The sequence below is a fragment of the Pelagibius sp. genome, assembly GCF_028281305.1.
In the GTDB taxonomy this organism is placed as follows: Bacteria; Pseudomonadota; Alphaproteobacteria; order Kiloniellales; family Kiloniellaceae; genus Pelagibius.
Genome location: NZ_JANQKD010000131.1, coordinates 1 through 17,976, shown reverse-complemented (window position 1 = coordinate 17,976; position 17,976 = coordinate 1). Strand labels below are relative to the sequence as shown.

Genomic DNA, 17,976 nt, shown 5'->3' with positions numbered 1-17,976 from the left:
CCACATGGGCTCGGCCACCATCGAGGGGCGCCTGGCCATGGGCGAGAAGGTGATCATCTCCATCAAGACCTTCGTCGACGGCCACACCCCGCCCGACCGGGTTCTGGAGACGATGTTCTAGGGTTTCTCGTCCCGGGTGTATCGGGCAACAGTCTGAACCGCCACGACCCCACCCTCGCGCGCAACCACAAGGCGCTCTCCTAAGCTGTCACGTCAGGGCTTGCCCCACGGCTGTCCGGTTTAGCGCAACAGCGTGGAATACAGGCAAACAGCGGGCGTGCAACTCACCCCCCTCCCGACCTCCCCCCATCAAGGGGGGAGGGGGATTTTCTAACCCGCATCAATACCTTCCCCCTCCCCCTTCGATGGGGGAGGGTCGGGGTGGGGGTGACACCCCTTCCACACAAAGCCCTGCGCCCTTGAACCTTCGATGGCCTGTCCCGAACTGAAGCCGTTGCCTCAAACGCCTGACAGCACAAGCCTCTGCCCGAAACACCAAAACGCTAAACCGGACAGCCGTGGGTCAAGCCCGAGTATGACGAACGGTATGGGGCCGCCCCTACTGCACCGGGCAGGGGCCCTCGGTCGAGGCGTCGTGGACCTTGACGGCGCCGCTGACGATGGCTGCCTGCGCCGCTTCGGCGGCGGCTTCCATCTGCGCGGTGATGAGCTTGCGGTTGTTGTCGTCGATCACCCAGTCGAGGCCGCCTTCGGCCAAGCCCAGCACCTGCACGCCGGGCGCCCAGCGGCCGTCGCGCGCGGCCTGGAAGTTCTCGTAGACCGCCACGTCGACGCGCTTCCTCATGGAGGTCAGCACCTTGCCCGGATGCAAGGCGTTCTGGTTGGAGTCCGTGCCGATGCCCAGCGCCCCGCCGTCGGCGGCGGCCTGCAGCACGCCGATGCCGGTGCCGCCCGCGGCCTGGATGATGACGTCGGCGCCCTGTTCGATCTGGGAGCGGGTGAGTTCCGCCCCGCGCGCCGGGTCGGTCCAGGCGGCGGGCGTGTTGCCGGTCATGCTGACCAGCACCTTCGCCTCCGGGTCGGCGCTGCGCGCGCCCTGGATGTAGCCGCAGGCGAACTTGCGGATGATGGGTATGTCCATGCCGCCGACGAAGCCCAGGGTCCCGGTCCGGGAGGCCATCGCCGCCAGCACGCCGACGACGTAGGAGCCCTCCTGCTCGCGGAACACCACCGAGCGCACGTTGGGCGCCTCGACCACCATGTCGATGATCGCAAAGTCGGTCTCCGGATAATCAGGCGCCACCTGGGCCAGGGCGCCGGCATGATTGAAGCCGATGGCAACGACGGGCGAATAGCCGCGCTGGGCGAAGGTGCGCAGCGCCTGCAGGCTCTGGGCCGGGGAGCTGATCTCGAACTCGGCGTAGGCGGCGCCGGTGTCGGCCTTGAAGCGCTCGGCGCCGCGGTAGGCCGCTTCGTTGAAGGAGCCGTCGAACTTGCCGCCCACCGAATAGATCACGGCGGGCCCGGCATCGTTGGCGGCCATGGCCGGGCTGGTGATGGCTGTAGCGGCGGCGGCGAAGAAAAGACACCCCGTTAGGGCGGTGGCGAGGCGGCGGCGGAAAACACGGGTCAAAGGGCGGCTCCTAGGCTCTGCGCCCCTGCTTGTCGCCAAAGAGCGCTGCGAAGGCGGTCAGGCTATGCTATTTCTGCGCCCGCCGGAACCGCTGCCGTTCGTCCTGTCTGCTGCGTTCTATCTGCCGCACACCGCCCGCCGCATATTGGCCACTGCACACCGCCCCTTGGCCGCCTGAATCTGGTTCTCGAACGAGGTGCCCGGCTGTCAGTGCACTGGTCTAGCGAAAGAGGACAATCCCATGGCCGAAACCCCCGCGCCCCCTGCGGCCAAGCCCCTGCTCACTGCCGCCGAGATTGCCGAGATGCCGGAAGTCCACATCCGCCATCCCTTCAATCCGAAGTCGGACATTTACCTGAGGAGCCTGGCTCCCGCGGCGGGGCTGACGCGTGTCTCCCTCACCCTCGGCCGCGTGCCGCCGGGGCAGGAAAGCTTCGTCTACCACAGCCACGAGCGCGACGAGGAGTTCCTCTACATCCTCTCCGGGCGCGGCCGGGCGGAGATCGGCGCGGAGGTTTTCGAGGTCGGGGCCGGCGACTTCATGGGTTTCCCCGCCCCCGGCGGCCCGCCGCACCACCTGACCAATCCTTTCGAAGAGGATCTGGTCTACCTGATGGGCGGGGAGCGCAGCGGCTTCGACGTTGGCCATTTCCCGCGCCTCGGCAAGCGCATCCTCTTCGGCCCCGGCGGCATCCAGGCCTACGACGACAAGGACGCCCAACAGCTCAGCTTCGCCGACTTTCTGGCGAAGGAGTGAGGCGGGGCCAGGGGCTTATGGCGCCCGACCTCTAGACCGCGCAGAGGGCTTCGCCGGTGCGGTAGTCCAGGGTCTTGAGGTCGCGGATGGTGGCCTGGGACCCGCAGAGGGCGCAGCCGGGATCGCGGGGTACGGTGACCTTGCGGAAGGTGGTCTCCAGCGAGTCGAAAAGCAGCAGTTCGCCGGTGAGGCTGCGCCCGATCCCCAGCACCTCCTTCACCACCTCGTTGGCCTGCAGGGCGCCCAGGGTGCCGGCCAAGGCCCCCAGCACGCCCACATCGGCGCAGCTTTCCTTCGGGTCGCCCGGCTGCGGGCCGAAGAGGCAGCGGTAGCAGGGCTTGTCGCCCGCTTCGTGGGCCTTGTAGGTGGAAAGCTGGCCGTCGAAGCGCATGATGGCGGCGGAGACCAGGGTCTTTTTCGCCAGATAGCAGGCGTCGTTGGCCAGATAGCGGGTCGGGAAGTTGTCGGAGCCGTCGGCCACCAGGTCGTAGCGTGCGATGAGGTCGAGCGCATTGTCGGGGGTCAGGCGCATGGAGTGCGCCTCCACCGTCACCTCGGGATTGATCTCGGCGATGCGCCGCCGCGCGGACTCGACCTTTGCCATGCCGACGTTGGCGGTGTCGTGCAGCACCTGGCGCTGCAGGTTGGAGAGATCGACCTCGTCGTCGTCGACGATGCCCAGGGTGCCGATGCCGGCGGCGGCGAGATAGAGCAGCAGCGGCGAGCCGAGGCCGCCGGCGCCGATCACCAGCACCCGGGCGTTCAGCAGCTTGGCCTGCCCCTCCTCGCCGATCTCCGGCAGCACCAGGTGGCGCGCGTAGCGGTCGATCTGATCGTCTGAGAAGTCCATGGGTCCAGTCTAGCGCCTTGAGGCCGTTGGACAAAGGGGTCCCCCTCACCCAGCTTCGGCTAAGGCTCGGTCTTCAACCTCACCAAGCCTGCGCAACCCTCTCCCACCAGGGGAGAGGGTTTCAAAGGTGCGATCGACTTATCGGTGTCTCATCAGGACAGCCTGATTGCTCAGATGCCCCTTTGTTTTCCCCCTCTCCCCTGGTGGGAGAGGGTCGGGGTGAGGGGGACGCCCTCACATCCCTTCGAAGAGGTCGGTCGAGAGGTAGCGTTCGGCGAAGGAAGGGAGGATGGCGACGATGAGCTTGCCTTTCATCTCCGGGCGGGCGCCGACTTCCAGGGCGGCGGCCAGGGCAGCGCCGGAGGAGATGCCCACCGGCAGGCCCTCCAGGGCCGCGGCCTCCCGTGCCAGGCGAAAGGCCGTGTCGTTGCCGATGCGGATTACCTCGTCGATCAGGTCGGTCTTCAGGTTGCCGGGGATGAAGCCGGCGCCGATACCCTGGATCTTGTGGGGTCCGGGGGCGCCGCCGGAGAGCACGGGGCTGTCCTCCGGCTCGACAGCGACGATCTGCAGGCTCTCCTTGCGCGCCTTCAGGGCGGCGCCGACGCCGGTCAGGGTGCCGCCGGTGCCGACGGCGGAGACCACCACGTCGACTTGGCCCCCGGTATCGCGCCAGATCTCCTCCGCCGTGGTGCGGTAGTGGGCGTCGGGATTGGCCGGGTTGTTGAACTGCTGGGGCATCACCGCGCCGGGGTTCTTGGCCAGGATCTCCTCGGCCTTGGCGACGGCGCCGTTCATGCCCAGGCTGCCGTCGGTCAGCACCAGTTCCGCCCCCAGCAGCCGCAGCATCTTGCGCCGCTCCACCGACATGGTCTCCGGCATGGTGAGGATCAGGCGGTAGCCCTTGGCGGCGCAGACGAAGGCAAGCGCAATGCCGGTGTTGCCGCTGGTCGGCTCCACGATGACCCCCTCGGGCCCCCCCTCAGCGTTGAGGCGGCCGTCGGCTTCCAGCGCTTCCACCATGGAAAGGCCGATGCGGTCCTTCACCGAGTTCAGCGGGTTGAAGAACTCGCACTTGCCCGCCACCTCGGCCACGGCGCCGTGCGCCTCGGCCAGCTTGGCAACGCGGATCAGAGGCGTGGCGCCGATGGTCTCCAGGATCGAATCGTAGATGCGCCCGCGGAACTCGCAGCCTTCCCCGGCCAGCGGTTCGGCGGGACTTTGCGCGCCGGCCTCCGGCGTCGTGCGCTTCCTTGCTTCCATGGCTGTCTTTCAGCGGCGGCGGTTGGGAGAAAGGGTCAGATGCTGAAGTCGGGCACGTTCTTGGCCTCGCTGACGATGCCGCGTTCGCGCGCCCTTTCGCAGAGTTGCTCGATGCTGATGTTGTCGAGGCGCTCCATCATCTGCAGCTGCATCTCGATCCAGATCGGCCGGACGATCTTGACTCCAATCTCCGAGCCGTCGGGCTCGCTGGCCGGGTCGATGGTGCCCTCCAGCTTGCGGACGATGCGGATGATCTCGCCGACCGAGATCCGCCGCCGCTCCCGGGCCAGGCGGTAGCCGCCCTTGGGGCCGCGCTGGCCGGCGAGGATGCCGTGATGGACGAGCTGCTGCAGCACCTGCTCCAGGTAGCGGCGCGGAATGCCCTGGCGGCGCGAGATGTCGGTGGAGCGCACCGGGCCGGAGCCGGCGTGATAGGCGATGTCGACGACCGCCTCGATGGCGAAAAGCAGCTTCTTCGACAGCCTCAGCATCGGCGCCCCCGCTCCTTAAGGGGCCTTGGCGGCCGCTTGACCGCCGGCAATGCCCGTGGAGCCGAAGCCGCCGCTGCCGCGGGCGCTCTCTTCCAGATCGGTCACCGGGCGCCAGGCGACGCGGGCATAGCGCGCCACCACCATCTGGGCGATGCGGCTGCCGCGGGTGATGGTGAAGGGCTCCTGACCCAGGTTGATCAGCACCACGCCGACCTCGCCGCGATAGTCCGCATCGACGGTGCCCGGCGCGTTCAGCACCGTCAGCCCGTGCTTGAGCGCGAGGCCGGAGCGCGGGCGCACCTGCGCCTCGCTGCCCGGCGGCAGGGCGATGGCGAGGCCGGTGGGGATCAGGCGGCGCTCGCCCGGGGCCAGCACCACGTCCTCGGCGACCGCGGCCAGCAGGTCCATGCCGGCGGAATCGACCGTGGCGTAGGCCGGCAGCGGCAGATCGGCGGCATGGTCCAGTTGTCTGACGGAGACCGCGAGGGCGGCATTTTCGGCGAGAGTGTCGGCAGGAGCCGGTGTCGGGTCGTGTGTCGGGGCAGTGGCAGTCATGCGGGTCTTCGGGATGTCCTAAGGTTCAGCGGTCTAGGGGCGTCCAAGGGTCGAGGCGATTTCGCGGCAGAGGCGGGTCGCCACCTCCGCCTTGGTCATCTGCGGCCAGGTCTCCACGCCCTCGGCGCGGATCAGATGGATCTGGTTGTGGTCGCCGCCGAAGGTGCCGCTCTCCGGCGCCACGTCGTTGGCGAGGATCCAGTCGCAGCCCTTGCGGGCCAGCTTTTCCTGCGCCTGGGCGACGATGTTTTCGGTCTCCGCGGCGAAGCCGATGACCAGGCTCGGGCGGGTGCTGCCGGCCTTGGAAAGCGCGGCCAGGATGTCCGGATTGGCGGCCAGTTCCAGCTTCGCCGGCGCCCCGTTTTTCTTGATCTTCTGCTGGGCCGGGACGGCGGCGCGCCAGTCGGCCACGGCGGCGGCACAGACGGCGATTTCCGCCGGCAGCGCGCTCTGGCAGGCGGCCAGCATCTCTGCGGCGGTTTCCACGTGCAGGGTCTTCAGCCCCGGCGGATCCGGCAGTCGGCTGGGTCCGGAAACCAGGGTGGTCTCCGCCCCCTGCGCGGCCAGGGCGGCGGCGATGGCATGGCCCTGGCGGCCGGAGGAGCGGTTGGCGATGTAGCGCACCGGGTCGATGGGCTCGTGGGTCGGTCCGCTGGTGACCAGGGCGCGCAGGCCTTCCAGCGGTCCCTTGCCGGACTGTGCCTGCAGCGCCGCTTCGATGGCGGCCAGGATCTCCATCGGCTCGGCCATGCGCCCGAAGCCGTATTCGCCGCAGGCCATGTCGCCCTCGTTGGGGCCGACGCTCAGCACGCCGCGCTCTTTCAGGAGGGCGAGGTTGGCCTGGGTCGCCGCGTGCTCCCACATGCGCACGTTCATCGCCGGGGCGACGAGCACCGCCTTGTCGGTGGCGAGCAGCGCCGTGGAGGCGAGGTCGTCGGCGCGGCCCTGGGTCATCTTGGCCAGCAGGTCGGCGGAGGCCGGCGCCACCACCAGCAGGTCGGCGTCCCGCGAGAGCTGGATGTGGCCCATCTCCGCCTCGTCGGTCAGCGAAAAGAGTTCGCCGTAGACCTTGTCCTCGGTGAGCGCCGAGAGCGACAGCGGCGTCACGAATTCCGCACCGGCCTTGGTGAGAATACAGCGCACCGCGGCCCCGCGCTCCCGCAGGCGGCGGATCAGCTCCAGGGATTTGTAGGCGGCAATCCCGCCGGAAACGATGAGAAGGATCCGTTTTCCGGTCAACACGTCGGTTTTCCCAGATTTCACGGTTTCAAGTCGTAGATAAGGTATGCGTTCGCGACGATGATGGCAAGCTATGCACTGCTTCACTACAGTGTTGGCAGCGTCTCCGGCGGAGATTCAGGTTTCAATACAAGGGATTGTGGATTTGAAAGGGCTTAAGGCGTGGTTGGGCCGCGTGGTGGAGGCCGAACGCCCACCGACAACCGTAATCGCGTTCAACCTGGGCCTTTTCGAAACGGAGGGGGGCTATTGTGCCTATCTGACGGGGGCAAAGCGTTTCGATCCGGACGACGATGACTGGGCCTGCGACGAGGCATTCTCGCCTTCTGAGCGCTACTTTCCCGTGGACCGGACGTCGACAGGTGCAGAGGATTGGGACGGTTTCCGCCAAGAAGTGGTCGAGGCGCTGAAGGCCTTCCTCGCATCCGATGCCGGTCGGCGCAGTTTTTTGGCAAAGGCCAAAGCCGTGACGGTGGGCTTTGATGATGGAGACCTTTTCCGGGTGCAGTGATGTGCGCTGACGAGAAGGTCAAAGGCATCCGGTTTCGAGAGAGGCAACTGCGGTCGAGAAGACTGCTAAAACGCCGCCACGGCTGCCAAAACCAGGGCCGCCAGGGCCGCTGCCAGGGCCCAGCGGGCAAGTCCGCTGGCCTGGCGCTGGGAGATCCGCTGCAGGGTATCGGGGTGCAGGCCGATTCGCCCGGCCGCCAGCTCCTCGGTCGCCCGGTCCAGGTTGTCGGCCAGGGTCGGGAGGCGCTGCAGGGTGTGGAGGACATCGTCGACGGTCTCGCGCAGGCGCGCCTCCGGCCCGCGGTTTTCCCGCATCCAGGCATCGATCAGCGGCTGCGCCAGGGTCCAGATGTTGAGCGAGGGGTCGAGGCTGCGGCTGACGCCCTCAGCCATCAGCATGTTCTTCTGCAGCAGCAGCAATTGAGGTTGCACCGGCAGATCGAAGGACTCGGTCAGCCGCAGCAATTGGGCCAGCAGGCGGGCAAAGGAGATTTCGTTCAGCGGCCGCCCGGCGATCGGCTCGCAGACGGAGCGCAGCGCCTGCGCGAAGATGTCGAGGGCGTGGCGCTGCGGCAGGTAGCCGGCCTCCATGTAGACCTCGGCCAGCCGTTGGTAGTCGCCCTCCAGGGTCGCGATCAGCATGTCGGCCAGATGGCGGCGGGTGCGCCAATCCAGGCGGCCCATGATGCCGAAGTCCACCGCCAGGATGTTGCCGTCGGCGTTGACGAACATGTTGCCGGGGTGCTGGTCGCCGTGAAAGAAGCCGTCGCGGAAGACCTGGTTGAAGAACACCGCGGCCGCCTTGGTCAGAACCTCCTGCAGGTCGTGGCCGGCGGTCAGGAGGGCGTCACGGTCGTCCATGGGAATGCCGCTGACCCGCGACATGGTAAGCACCCGGCGGGAGGAGCGCTGCCAGTCGATGGCCGGGACGGTGTAGGTCGGGTCGTCCGCGAAGTTCTCCGCCAGTTCCGAGGCCGCCGCCCCCTCCATGCGCAGATCCATCTCCAGCCGCACCGTGGTCTCGAAGACCTGGACCACGTCAATGGGTTTGAAGCGCTGCAGCTTGGGCTGCGCGCGCAGCGCCCATTCCGCCACCCAGTAGAGGAACTCCAGGTCGCGCTCGAAGGCTTTCTCGATGCCCGGGCGCAGGATCTTCACGGCGACCGGTCGCTCCATCAGAGACTCTGCCGCGCCGCCCTGCGCTCCGCTGTCGCCATCGCCGTCAGGGGCTGCGGCGGGTTCTCGCACGGTGGCGAGGTGGACCTGGGCGATGGAGGCGGCGGAGACCGGGACGTCGTCGAACTTGGCGAAGAGCGCTTCGGGCGGTTTGTCGAACTCCTCCTCAATGGCCTGGCGGGCCAGGGCCGCATCGAAGGGTGCCAGGCGGTCCTGCAGGTCGGCCAGGTCCTGCGCCACCTGGTCGCCGACCAGATCGGCGCGGGTCGACAGCATCTGGCCCAGCTTGATGAAGCTGGGCCCCAGTTCCACCAGCGCCCGTGCCAGCTTCTGGCCCGGCCGTCCTTCCGCCGCGCGGCGCGACAGGCGCCGTGCGACCCAGACCGCACCGGGGGCGATGCCGGTCTCCTCCAGCGGCGCCAGGGCGTCATGGCGCGCCAGCGTGCGGACGATGCGCTGAAAGCGCAGAAGGGACCGGATGGTTCGCAGCATCGCGCTAGATTCGCCAGCCGGAGTGCAGCGCGGCGATGCCGCCCGAAAGGTTTCGGAAGCGAACCTGGCTCAGACCGGCCTCCGCCATCATGGCGGCGAGGTCTTCCTGCGGCGGAAAGCGGCGGATCGACTCGGCCAGATAAACGTAGGCGTCGCGGTCGCCGGCAACCGCCGCCCCCATGGCCGGCAGGACCTTGAAGGAATAGCGGTCGTAGAGGTCGCCGAAGAGCGGCACGACGACACGGCTGAACTCCAGGCAGAGAAAGCGTCCGCCCGGTTTCAAGACCCGCCGCGCCTCGCGCAGGGCTTTGTCGATATGGGTGACGTTTCTCAGTCCGAAGGCGATGGTGTAGGCATTGACGGAGGAGTCCGGCAGCGGCAGGCGCTCGGCATCGCCGCAGATCCACGCAATGCCGTCCAGGATGCCGCGGTCCAGGGCGCGGTCGCGTCCCACCGCCAGCATTTCCGGTGTCAGATCGCAGACCGTGATGCGGCTGCCGTCCTGGCCCGAGGACTCATCGGGGGCGGCGCTCTCTTGGGTGCCGTTCTCTTGCCCGCGTGCGCCCAGGCGCTCCCAGACGCGCAGCGCGATGTCGCCGGTTCCCCCGGCCGTGTCCAGCAGGCGCAGGCCGGGCCGCGGATCGAGCCAGTCGATCATCGTCGACTTCCAGAGCCGATGGATGCCGCCGGACATCAGGTCGTTCATCAGGTCGTAGCGTCCGGCCACGGACTGGAAGAGACCTTGCACCAGAGGGGCCTTTTCCGCCGCCGCGACGTCGCGATAGCCGAAGTGCGCGCGCTCCCCCTCGGGGTCGGAAGCGGCGTTGTCGTCCCTGCCTGTCTTGTCTGCGGTGGTGCCTGGGCTCATTGCGCGGACCATAGCGCGCGCGATCCGATCACGCTACTCTGGGCACCGGCCCGCACAAGGGTCACTTCGTCACAGCTCTCGTTGCTGCCCTTCGTTACAGCCATTGCAAGCGGTACCCCCTCTGGACCCTCACCTTCATGCCTGAATTGCCGGAAGTCGAGACCGTGGTGCGCGGCCTGCGCCCGCGCCTGGAAGGGCGCCTGCTGGCACGGGTCGACCAGCGGCGCGCGGACCTGCGGTTTCCCTTCCCCGCGGGCTTCGCCGAACGGCTGACCGGCCGCCGGGTCGATCATATCCTCAGGCGGGCGAAGTATATGCTGATGCATCTCGACGACGGCCAGGTCCTGCTCTGCCATCTCGGCATGTCCGGGCGCATGACGATCCATGAATGCGGCGATGCCCCGGCCCCGGCGCTCGATCGGCACGATCACGTGGTCTTCGTCACCGACGAGGGCACGGAGGTCCGCTACAACGATGCCCGGCGCTTCGGCATCATGGACCTTTTCGATGCCGAGGCTGCGGACAGCCATCCCCTGCTGAAGGCGCTGGGGCCCGAACCCTTGGGCAACGATTTCAACGGTCCGGCCCTGGCTGCCGCCCTGAAGGGCAAGCGCAGCCCCATCAAGGCGGCCCTGCTGGACCAGAGCGTGGTGGCCGGGCTCGGCAATATATATGTCTGCGAGGCGCTGTTCTTCGCCGGCCTGTCGCCGCGCCGCCAAGCCTACACGGTACAGGGCGGGCGGGCCGAACGCCTGGCGGCGGCGGTCCGCCGGGTTCTGCAGCGCGCGATCGATGCCGGCGGCTCCTCGCTGCGCGACTACGTACAGGCCGACGGCGAGCTCGGCTACTTTCAGCATGAGTGGGCGGTCTATGGGCGCGAGGGGGAAGCCTGTCTCCAATGCGAAGGCAAGATCCGGCGCATCGTCCAGAGCGGCCGCTCGACCTTCTATTGCCCGTGCTGCCAGCGCTAGGGCTGTCGTCCGCGCTGCAGATGCGAAGGCCATGGCGCCTGGTGATCCGCTCCGGCGCTATTGCGCCCCTTGCCGGCGCTAAGGTAGACAGGCGCATGCCTTCGCTGCTTCCGGTTCTTGTCTCCGCTTTTCTGATCGCCGCCACGGCGGTTCCGTCATTGCCGGCTTTCGCGCAGGCACCGGCGCGCTATGTCGCCGGCGTTGCCGACCTGCCGCTGATGCCCGGGCTGACCGAGCGCCCTGAAGACGGACTGGTGTTCGACAAGCCGGGCGGGCGCATCGTCGAGGCTTTCGCAACGGGTCCGCTCACCTGGCAGGAAGTGCGCAGCTTCTATGAGTCCACCCTGCCCGAACTGGGTTGGAAGCCGGACCGCGGCGGGTACCTGCGCGAGGGCGAGCGCCTGCAGCTCTCGGCAACCGAAGCACCGGGCGTCGTCACGGTAAAGTTCCGCCTCTTCCCGCAGTAGTCTGTTTTCCGCAATAGTCTGGTTTCCGCAGCAGCATGGTCCGCCGCCGTCCGTTTGCCGAAGCTTCCCTGTCCTTGAGCAATTTGCGTCGCAACCCTTCCAGAAAGGAACCCGGTCGATGACCTATGAGAACATCATCCTGGAGAAGCACGATGGCGTCGGGGTGATCACCCTCAATCGGCCAAAGGCCCTCAACGCGCTTTGCGCCGCCCTGATCGACGATCTCGGCGCCGCGCTGGACGATCTGGAAAGCGACGATGCGATCGGCTGCATTCTGGTCACCGGTTCGGAAAAGGCCTTCGCCGCCGGCGCCGACATCAAGGAGATGAAGGACAAGTCCTTTCAGCAGGTTCATGCTGAAGACTTCATTACCGAGGGGTGGGAGCGGCTCTCCCAGACGCGCAAGCCGGTGATCGCGGCCGTTGCGGGCTTTGCTCTGGGCGGCGGTTGCGAGATCGCCATGATGTGCGACTTCATCATCGCCGCCGACAGCGCGAAGTTCGGCCAGCCGGAGATCACCATCGGCACCATTCCCGGCTCCGGCGGCACCCAGCGCCTGACGCGCTTCGTCGGAAAGTCGAAGGCGATGGAGCTCTGCCTGACCGGACGCATGATGGATGCCGAGGAAGCCGAGCGCGCCGGGCTGGTGGCGCGGGTCGTTCCGGCGGCCGAGTTGCAGGAGGAGGCGATGAAGACCGCGCGCAAGATCGCCGGGCTCTCGCGGCCCGTGGTCCTGATGGCCAAGGAAGCGGTGAACCGCGCCTATGAGACCACCCTGGCCGAGGGCGTGAAGTTCGAGCGCCGGCTGTTCCATGCGACCTTCGCCCTGGAGGACCAGAAGGAAGGCATGGCCGCCTTCGCCGAGAAGCGCAAGCCGGACTGGAAGAACCGGTAAGGCCGCTGCCGGGCAAGGTGCCGGGGAAGGTGCTGGGGAAGGCGCCTGGGAAAGCACCGGAAATCCATGGCCTGGAGAGGCCTACGGGCCTCTGTGGGCGCCCCCCGGGCCCGCCGAATCACGCTGCTTGACGCGCCGGAGGGCGGGGGCTATAACCCCGCCTTTCTCGCAGACTGAGCACGAAATTCTAAGCTATGGCACACCACAAGTCGGCCAAGAAGCGGATCCGCCGCAACGCCCGCCGCACGGAAATCAACCGTCGGCGCGTCAGCCGCATTCGCACCCACGTGAAGGCTGTCGAAGCGGCAATCGCCAGCGGCGACAAGGACGCGGCGCAGACGGCATTGCGCGCGGCGCAGCCGGAAATGCAGCGCGGTATTCGCGGCGGCGTTCTGCATAAGAACACCGTTGCGCGCAAGCTGTCGCGTCTCTCCGCCAGGGTCAAAGCGATCGGCTGATCGCAGTCGGGGCCGGCAACACGCCGGCCTTCCGGAACAGCACCGCGCCCCTCTGCCGGGGGGCGCGGTGTTCGTCTGTGCGTCATCCTCGTACGATGATTGTTCTGCCGTGATCGTTGTGCCGGGGGTGACTCCTTCCGGCGCGAAGCGTGTGCGGCGGAGTCAACTCACCGGTTCGTTGCAGAGAAAAGCGGCGTGTTCCCAGTGTCGGTTTCGCAACGCCGATTTCGCAGTGTTGCAGATGCGCCCTGGCCGTAAAAAAAGTGTCGTTCTCCATTCGATCCGCTTGTCACCCGAAGTCTTTGCGCGTACATTAACTGCATCGCGCTTGGGGGTTCTGAGTAAGAAAAAATTGGAAAAAGCAAAATAAAAATCCGCACCTAGTAAGTAATTCCCACAATCAAATATTAAGGAAGCTGCGGGTGCGGCGAGGGGTAGATGTCTCTCTAGGATCACATTGTTTTTTTCCGACCCGCCTGGCTCTTGGGGCCGCTTTCAAGCCGATACCTTGGACAACTAAAAGCGAACGAGGTTGCTGACCACGTCATGGACGATGCTTGTGCTTTGTCGCCGCAATACCTCTCGGTGCAGCATGGGGGTGGACGTCAGGACGAAGGGGCAGGACGCTTTTTGGGGGGTATGCTAAATGGGTTCTGGTGACGGCGAGGCGACTGTCATTGAACAATGGGCGCGCGTGCGCGGCAAGTTGCGCGCGGAAGTGGGGGAAGCCGCTTACCGATCATGGCTCACGCCGCTGACTCTTGCGGGTGCGCGAAACGGCAAACTTCGTCTGGCAGTGCCGACGCGATTCATGCGCGACTGGGTTGCCAGCAACTACGCAGCGCGGCTTGATGCGCTGTGGACGGAAGAAGATCCCTCCATCGCAGGAATCGAAATCGTGGTGCAACCGCCATCACGCCCCTCTCCCAAACCCGGTGCCGGTGACGCGCTGCTTGGCAATTGTGAGCAGGAGATCAGGGAGGTTGTTGTGCCTAAGGCGAGCGGTGGCGGCGTGACCAACGGTGCGAAGCGCGCACCTCAGTCGTCTTCGTCGAAAGGCGGCGGTGGTGGGCGCGAAAGCATCTCCGCTTCGCTCGATCCGCGTCTCACATTCGAACACTTTGTCGTCGGCAAACCGAACGAGCTTGCCTACGCCGCAGCGCGCCGCGTTGCCGAAGCGCCGACTGCACCGTTCAATCCCCTGTTCCTTTATGGCGGTGTCGGGCTCGGCAAGACACATCTGATGCATGCCATCGGACTGCACATCAAGAAGCAGCAACCCGAACGACGCATCATCTATCTTTCGGCTGAAAAGTTCATGTACCAGTTCGTGCGCGCGCTGCGCACGAAGGACACCATGGCCTTCAAGGAACAGTTCCGTTCCGTCGACGTGCTGATGATCGACGATGTGCAGTTCATCGGCGGCCGCGAGGCGACGCAGGAAGAGTTCTTTCATACCTTCAATGCGCTGGTCGATCAGAACCGCCAGGTCATCATCTCCGCCGACAAGAGTCCGAGCGATCTCGAAGGTGTCGAGGAGCGCATGCGTTCGCGCCTGGGCTGGGGGCTGGTTGCCGACATCCATCCCACCACCTACGAACTGCGCCTTGGTATCCTGCAGGCCAAGGCCGAGCAGAGCACGACCGAGATTCCGGTCAAGGTGCTGGAGTTCCTCGCCCACAAGATCACCTCCAACGTCCGCGAACTGGAGGGGGCGCTGAACCGCATCGTCGCGCACGGCACCCTGGTGGGCCGGCCGATCACCCTGGAGACCACCCAGGAGGTACTGCACGACCTGCTGCGCGCCAATGACCGCCGGGTCACCATCGAGGAAATCCAGAAGCGCGTCTCCGCCCACTTCAACGTGCGCGTCGCCGACATGCATTCCGCCCGCCGGGCCCGCGCCGTGGCGCGGCCGCGGCAGGTCGCCATGTATCTCTCCAAGCAACTCACCTCCCGCTCGCTGCCGGAAATCGGCCGCAAGTTCGGCGGCCGCGACCACACCACGGTGATGCACGCCGTGCGCAAGGTGGAGGAACTGAAAGCAACCGACTCCGGCTTTGCCGAGGACGTCGAGTTGCTGCGCCGCATGCTGGAGGCCTGAGGGGCCGCTCCGGTCCCCGGGTCACGCCTGAGCCGGGCCCGGGGTCGGGTCCGGACCGGGGTGGAAAAGCCAGCCAAAAGAGTCGTTTAGCGCCCGCTGCCGCCGGTTCCTCTTGACCGGGCGGGCAAGACCCCCCAACTGCGCTTAAAGCTTACGTTTTCTGCGGTCCGTGGTATACTCCCCGACCGCATCGCGGGGGCGGATTTCCGGCCTCCGCAAGCGGTGCTGATGGGTTTGAATTCCTCGTGTTTTCGGAGGCGCCTCACGCCGGCGCCCGGCGAGGGAACAGGCCGCGCGAGCCCGGCTCCACCGGCTCCACATCTAAGGCCAGTACAGCAGCTGCAAGAAGCACCGATACCACGACCACCATCAACGTCTGCCACCACAACGCCTGCCACGACAACAACGCCTAAAGGCCTAGCAATCGCACCATGAAGCTGACCATCGAACGCGCCGCGCTCCTGAAGTCGCTGACGCACGTCCAGAGCGTCGTCGAGCGCCGCAATACCATTCCCATCCTCTCAAACGTTCTGATTGAGGCAGAGGGCTCGGCGCTGTCGCTGACCGCTACCGACATGGATTTGACGGTGGTCGACAAACTGGCGGCGGAGGTGTCCCAGCCCGGGGCGACGACGGCGCCGGCGCACACCCTCTACGACATCGTGCGCAAGCTGCCGGAAGGCTCTCAGGTGTCCATTGAGGCCGGTGGCGACGACGCCCGCCTCACCCTGCAGGCCGGGCGGTCGGTCTTTACGCTGGCGACCCTGCCGCGGGAAGATTTTCCTGCCACCTCGGCAGACGATCTGCCGCAAAGCTTTACCCTGCAGGCCAGCGAGCTGAAAACGCTGATCGACAGGACCCGCTTTGCGATCTCCACGGAGGAGACGCGCTATTACCTGAACGGCATCTATCTCCATGCCACGGCCAGCAACGAGCTCTCGGTGCTGCGTGCGGTCGCCACGGACGGCCACCGCCTGGCGCGGGTCGAGATGCCGCTGCCGGACGCCGCCAAGGGCATGCCCGGCGTGATCGTGCCGCGCAAGACCGTCGGGGAGCTGCGCCGTCTTGTCGAAGGGATCGACGATCCGGTGGAGCTCGCGCTCTCCGAAACCAAGATCCGCTTCGCCTTCGGCCCCACGATACTGACCTCGAAGTTGATCGACGGCACCTTCCCGGACTACGAGCGGGTGATTCCCTCGGGCAACGACAAGGTCCTAGAGGTCGACTGCAAGACCTTCGCCGAGGCCGTCGACCGGGTTTCCACCATCTCCAGCGAGAAAAGCCGCGCGGTGAAGCTGGCGGTGGACAAGGGTGCGCTGACACTGTCCGCCAATTCGCCGGAGAACGGCACCGCGGTGGAGGAACTGGAGATCGACTACGACGGTCTGGGCATCGAGATAGGCTTCAATTCCCGCTACCTGCTGGATATTGCCCAACAGATCGAGGGCGACGCGGCGCAGTTCACCATGGCGGACCCGGCCTCTCCCACCATCGTGCGCGAGGTGGCCGATCCCAGCGCGCTCTACGTGCTGATGCCGATGAGGGTGTAATGGCGCGCCTGCTGCCGCCATCTCGTCTGCCGCCATCTCGTCTGCTGCCATCTCTTCTGGCGCTGTGGGGCCACAGCGGTGTGGCCCGCCCTTGCTGACACCGGCCACCTTTGGTGCTGCGGGGCCGCCCGCCGTGTCACCGGAGCGATCGGCAGCCGGGCTGTGGATCCAGCGGCTGCTGGTGCACCAGTTCCGCAGCTACGCGCGCGCGGAACTGGAGCTTGCGCCCCCTTCGGCCAGCGCCCCGGCTGGCGCTCCCGCCGCTTTGCCGGTGGTGCTGACCGGGCCCAATGGCGCCGGCAAGACAAATCTCCTCGAGGCGATTTCCTTTCTGGCGCCCGGGCGCGGCCTGCGCGGCGCCAAGCTGGGTGAGGTGGACAGGGTGAGCCGGCAGCAGGAGGAAGCCGATCGGGAGGCTGCGCCCTGGGCGGTGGCGGCCAGTGTGATGACGCCGGAAGGTCCCCGCGATCTCGGCAGCGGGCGCGACCCCGCCAGCGGCGGCGGCAACGGGCGGGAGCGCCGCCTGATCAAGGTCGACGGCGTTGCGGCGCGCGGGCAGCAGGCCCTGGCCGAAGTCGTGTCGATGGTCTGGCTGACCCCGCAGATGGACGGCCTGTTCCGCGAAGGCGCCGGCGGCCGGCGGCGGTTTCTCGACCGCCTGGTCTACGGCTACGATCCCGAACATGCGGCACGCAGCAATGCCTACGAACACAGCCTGCGGGAGCGCGCGCGTCTGCTGAAGAGCGGGCGCGGCGACCGCGCCTGGCTCGAAGCCCTGGAAGACTCCATGGCGCGCCACGGCATTGCCATCGCCGATGCGCGTCTGGCCATGGTGGAACGCCTGCAGCACGCCTGCGACGCCGGCGAAGGGCCCTTTCCCAAGGCCCGCCTCGCGCTTGACGGCACGGTGGAGGGCTGGCTGGCCGAGGGCCAGCCGGCTTTGACCGTGGAGGACCGCCTGCGCGCAGGGCTGGCGGAGAGCCGCAGCCAGGACGCGGAAGCCGGCGGCGCCGCTATCGGACCGCACCGCAGCGATCTGGCGGCGGAGCATGCCGACAAGGGCGTGGCCGCGGCGCTCTGCTCGACCGGCGAGCAGAAAGCCCTGTTGATCGCCGTTTTGCTGGCGCACGCGCGCCTGCTGACCCTGGAACGGGGGGCGCCGCCGCTGCTGCTGCTCGACGAGGTGGCCGCCCACCTCGACGGCGCCCGCCGCGCCGCCCTTTATGGCGAGATCCTGGACCTGGGGGCCCAAGCCTGGCTCACCGGCACGGATGTGGCCGATTTCGAGTCCCTGCAAGGCCGGGCGCAGTTCTTCGCCATCGCGGAGGGGACGATCCATCCCGCCGGTGGCCTGTCCTGCCAATGAGATGCCGGGCAACGAGATTCCGGCCAACGAGATGCCGGGCAACGAGATATAGGAACCTATGAGTACCAGCGACGATCCTTCCAGCCTCTCCGCGCCGACACCCAGTCAAGTCGACTCCGGCGATGTGGACTACGGAGCCGAGTCCATCAAGGTCCTGCGGGGCCTGGAGGCCGTGCGCAAGCGCCCGGGCATGTACATCGGCGACACCGACGACGGCTCCGGCCTGCACCACATGGTCTACGAGGTGGTCGACAACGCCATCGACGGGGCGTTGGCCGGCCACTGAGGTACGGGGACGGTGACCCTGAACGGCGACGGCTCGGTGACCGTCTCCGACAACGGGCGCGGCATTCCGGTGGACATCCACGCC

The 17,976-nt window shown here is 67.0% G+C and carries 17 protein-coding genes and 2 pseudogenes; 11 read left to right on the top strand and 8 right to left on the bottom strand.

Features of this window, described 5'->3' with window-relative positions:
* Positions 1 to 121 (top strand): annotated as a pseudogene (locus tag Q0982_RS23675) (D-glycerate dehydrogenase); the annotation flags it as partial.
* A 438-nt stretch (positions 122 to 559) separates the two neighbouring features.
* On the opposite strand, the gene Q0982_RS23670 reads toward Q0982_RS23675, so the two are convergent.
* Complete coding sequence (locus Q0982_RS23670) at positions 560 to 1,594, bottom strand: BMP family ABC transporter substrate-binding protein (RefSeq protein WP_322097101.1); 1,035 nt, start codon at positions 1,592 to 1,594, stop codon at positions 560 to 562.
* 241 nt (positions 1,595 to 1,835) lie between these two features.
* On the opposite strand from Q0982_RS23670, the gene Q0982_RS23665 reads away from it, so the two are divergent.
* Positions 1,836 to 2,351 carry a cupin domain-containing protein gene (locus Q0982_RS23665; protein WP_299400477.1) on the top strand — a complete coding sequence of 172 codons (516 nt, stop codon included), beginning with the start codon at positions 1,836 to 1,838 and terminating at the stop codon, positions 2,349 to 2,351.
* A 31-nt stretch (positions 2,352 to 2,382) separates the two neighbouring features.
* Here the strand turns inward: Q0982_RS23665 and Q0982_RS23660 are convergent, their stop codons facing one another.
* From Q0982_RS23660 to coaBC, 5 genes are all read right to left on the bottom strand, one after another.
* On the bottom strand, positions 2,383 to 3,201 hold the full coding sequence (locus Q0982_RS23660) for a molybdopterin-synthase adenylyltransferase MoeB (protein ID WP_299400475.1): 819 nt from the start codon (positions 3,199 to 3,201) through the stop codon (positions 2,383 to 2,385).
* A gap of 234 nt (positions 3,202 to 3,435) precedes the next feature.
* Positions 3,436 to 4,464 (bottom strand): cysteine synthase A, encoded by a 1,029-nt coding sequence (gene cysK / locus Q0982_RS23655; protein WP_299400473.1) that lies wholly within the window; start codon positions 4,462 to 4,464, stop codon positions 3,436 to 3,438.
* 35 nt (positions 4,465 to 4,499) lie between these two features.
* Complete coding sequence (locus tag Q0982_RS23650) at positions 4,500 to 4,955, bottom strand: Rrf2 family transcriptional regulator (protein WP_299400471.1); 456 nt, start codon at positions 4,953 to 4,955, stop codon at positions 4,500 to 4,502.
* A 15-nt stretch (positions 4,956 to 4,970) separates the two neighbouring features.
* Positions 4,971 to 5,510 carry a dUTP diphosphatase gene (dut, locus tag Q0982_RS23645; RefSeq protein WP_299400469.1) on the bottom strand — a complete coding sequence of 180 codons (540 nt, stop codon included), beginning with the start codon at positions 5,508 to 5,510 and terminating at the stop codon, positions 4,971 to 4,973.
* Positions 5,511 to 5,543: 33 nt separating this feature from the next.
* Entirely contained in the window at positions 5,544 to 6,752 is a 1,209-nt protein-coding gene (gene coaBC, locus Q0982_RS23640; RefSeq protein ID WP_299400467.1) for a bifunctional phosphopantothenoylcysteine decarboxylase/phosphopantothenate--cysteine ligase CoaBC, read from the bottom strand.
* Between the two features lie 142 nt (positions 6,753 to 6,894).
* Between coaBC and Q0982_RS23635 the strand changes: the two genes are divergently transcribed.
* Complete coding sequence (locus tag Q0982_RS23635; RefSeq protein WP_299400465.1) at positions 6,895 to 7,260, top strand: hypothetical protein; 366 nt, start codon at positions 6,895 to 6,897, stop codon at positions 7,258 to 7,260.
* 65 nt (positions 7,261 to 7,325) lie between these two features.
* On the opposite strand, the gene ubiB is transcribed toward Q0982_RS23635, so the two are convergent.
* Together ubiB and Q0982_RS23625 are read right to left on the bottom strand one after the other, a co-directional pair.
* Positions 7,326 to 8,927 carry a 2-polyprenylphenol 6-hydroxylase gene (ubiB, locus tag Q0982_RS23630; protein ID WP_299400462.1) on the bottom strand — a complete coding sequence of 534 codons (1,602 nt, stop codon included), beginning with the start codon at positions 8,925 to 8,927 and terminating at the stop codon, positions 7,326 to 7,328.
* Between the two features lie 4 nt (positions 8,928 to 8,931).
* Positions 8,932 to 9,795 carry a class I SAM-dependent methyltransferase gene (locus Q0982_RS23625; protein WP_299400460.1) on the bottom strand — a complete coding sequence of 288 codons (864 nt, stop codon included), beginning with the start codon at positions 9,793 to 9,795 and terminating at the stop codon, positions 8,932 to 8,934.
* Between the two features lie 137 nt (positions 9,796 to 9,932).
* On the opposite strand from Q0982_RS23625, the gene mutM reads away from it, so the two are divergent.
* The 8 genes and pseudogenes from mutM to Q0982_RS23585 all read left to right on the top strand — a co-directional run.
* Positions 9,933 to 10,766, top strand: coding sequence for a bifunctional DNA-formamidopyrimidine glycosylase/DNA-(apurinic or apyrimidinic site) lyase (mutM, locus tag Q0982_RS23620; protein ID WP_299400458.1), 834 nt, complete (start codon positions 9,933 to 9,935; stop codon positions 10,764 to 10,766).
* 95 nt (positions 10,767 to 10,861) lie between these two features.
* Complete coding sequence (locus tag Q0982_RS23615; protein ID WP_299400456.1) at positions 10,862 to 11,233, top strand: hypothetical protein; 372 nt, start codon at positions 10,862 to 10,864, stop codon at positions 11,231 to 11,233.
* A 118-nt stretch (positions 11,234 to 11,351) separates the two neighbouring features.
* Positions 11,352 to 12,128: an enoyl-CoA hydratase gene (locus tag Q0982_RS23610; protein ID WP_299400454.1), complete on the top strand. Its 777-nt coding sequence runs from the start codon at positions 11,352 to 11,354 to the stop codon at positions 12,126 to 12,128.
* A gap of 194 nt (positions 12,129 to 12,322) precedes the next feature.
* A complete protein-coding gene (rpsT, locus tag Q0982_RS23605) occupies positions 12,323 to 12,586 on the top strand; it encodes a 30S ribosomal protein S20 (protein WP_299400453.1) in 264 nt (87 codons plus the stop codon).
* A 646-nt stretch (positions 12,587 to 13,232) separates the two neighbouring features.
* Positions 13,233 to 14,690: a chromosomal replication initiator protein DnaA gene (gene dnaA, locus Q0982_RS23600; protein ID WP_299400450.1), complete on the top strand. Its 1,458-nt coding sequence runs from the start codon at positions 13,233 to 13,235 to the stop codon at positions 14,688 to 14,690.
* Positions 14,691 to 15,121: 431 nt separating this feature from the next.
* Positions 15,122 to 16,240: a DNA polymerase III subunit beta gene (dnaN, locus tag Q0982_RS23595; RefSeq protein ID WP_299400448.1), complete on the top strand. Its 1,119-nt coding sequence runs from the start codon at positions 15,122 to 15,124 to the stop codon at positions 16,238 to 16,240.
* A 133-nt stretch (positions 16,241 to 16,373) separates the two neighbouring features.
* Positions 16,374 to 17,606 carry a DNA replication/repair protein RecF gene (gene recF / locus Q0982_RS23590; RefSeq protein ID WP_299400446.1) on the top strand — a complete coding sequence of 411 codons (1,233 nt, stop codon included), beginning with the start codon at positions 16,374 to 16,376 and terminating at the stop codon, positions 17,604 to 17,606.
* Between the two features lie 58 nt (positions 17,607 to 17,664).
* Positions 17,665 to 17,976 (top strand): annotated as a pseudogene (locus Q0982_RS23585) (ATP-binding protein); the annotation flags it as partial.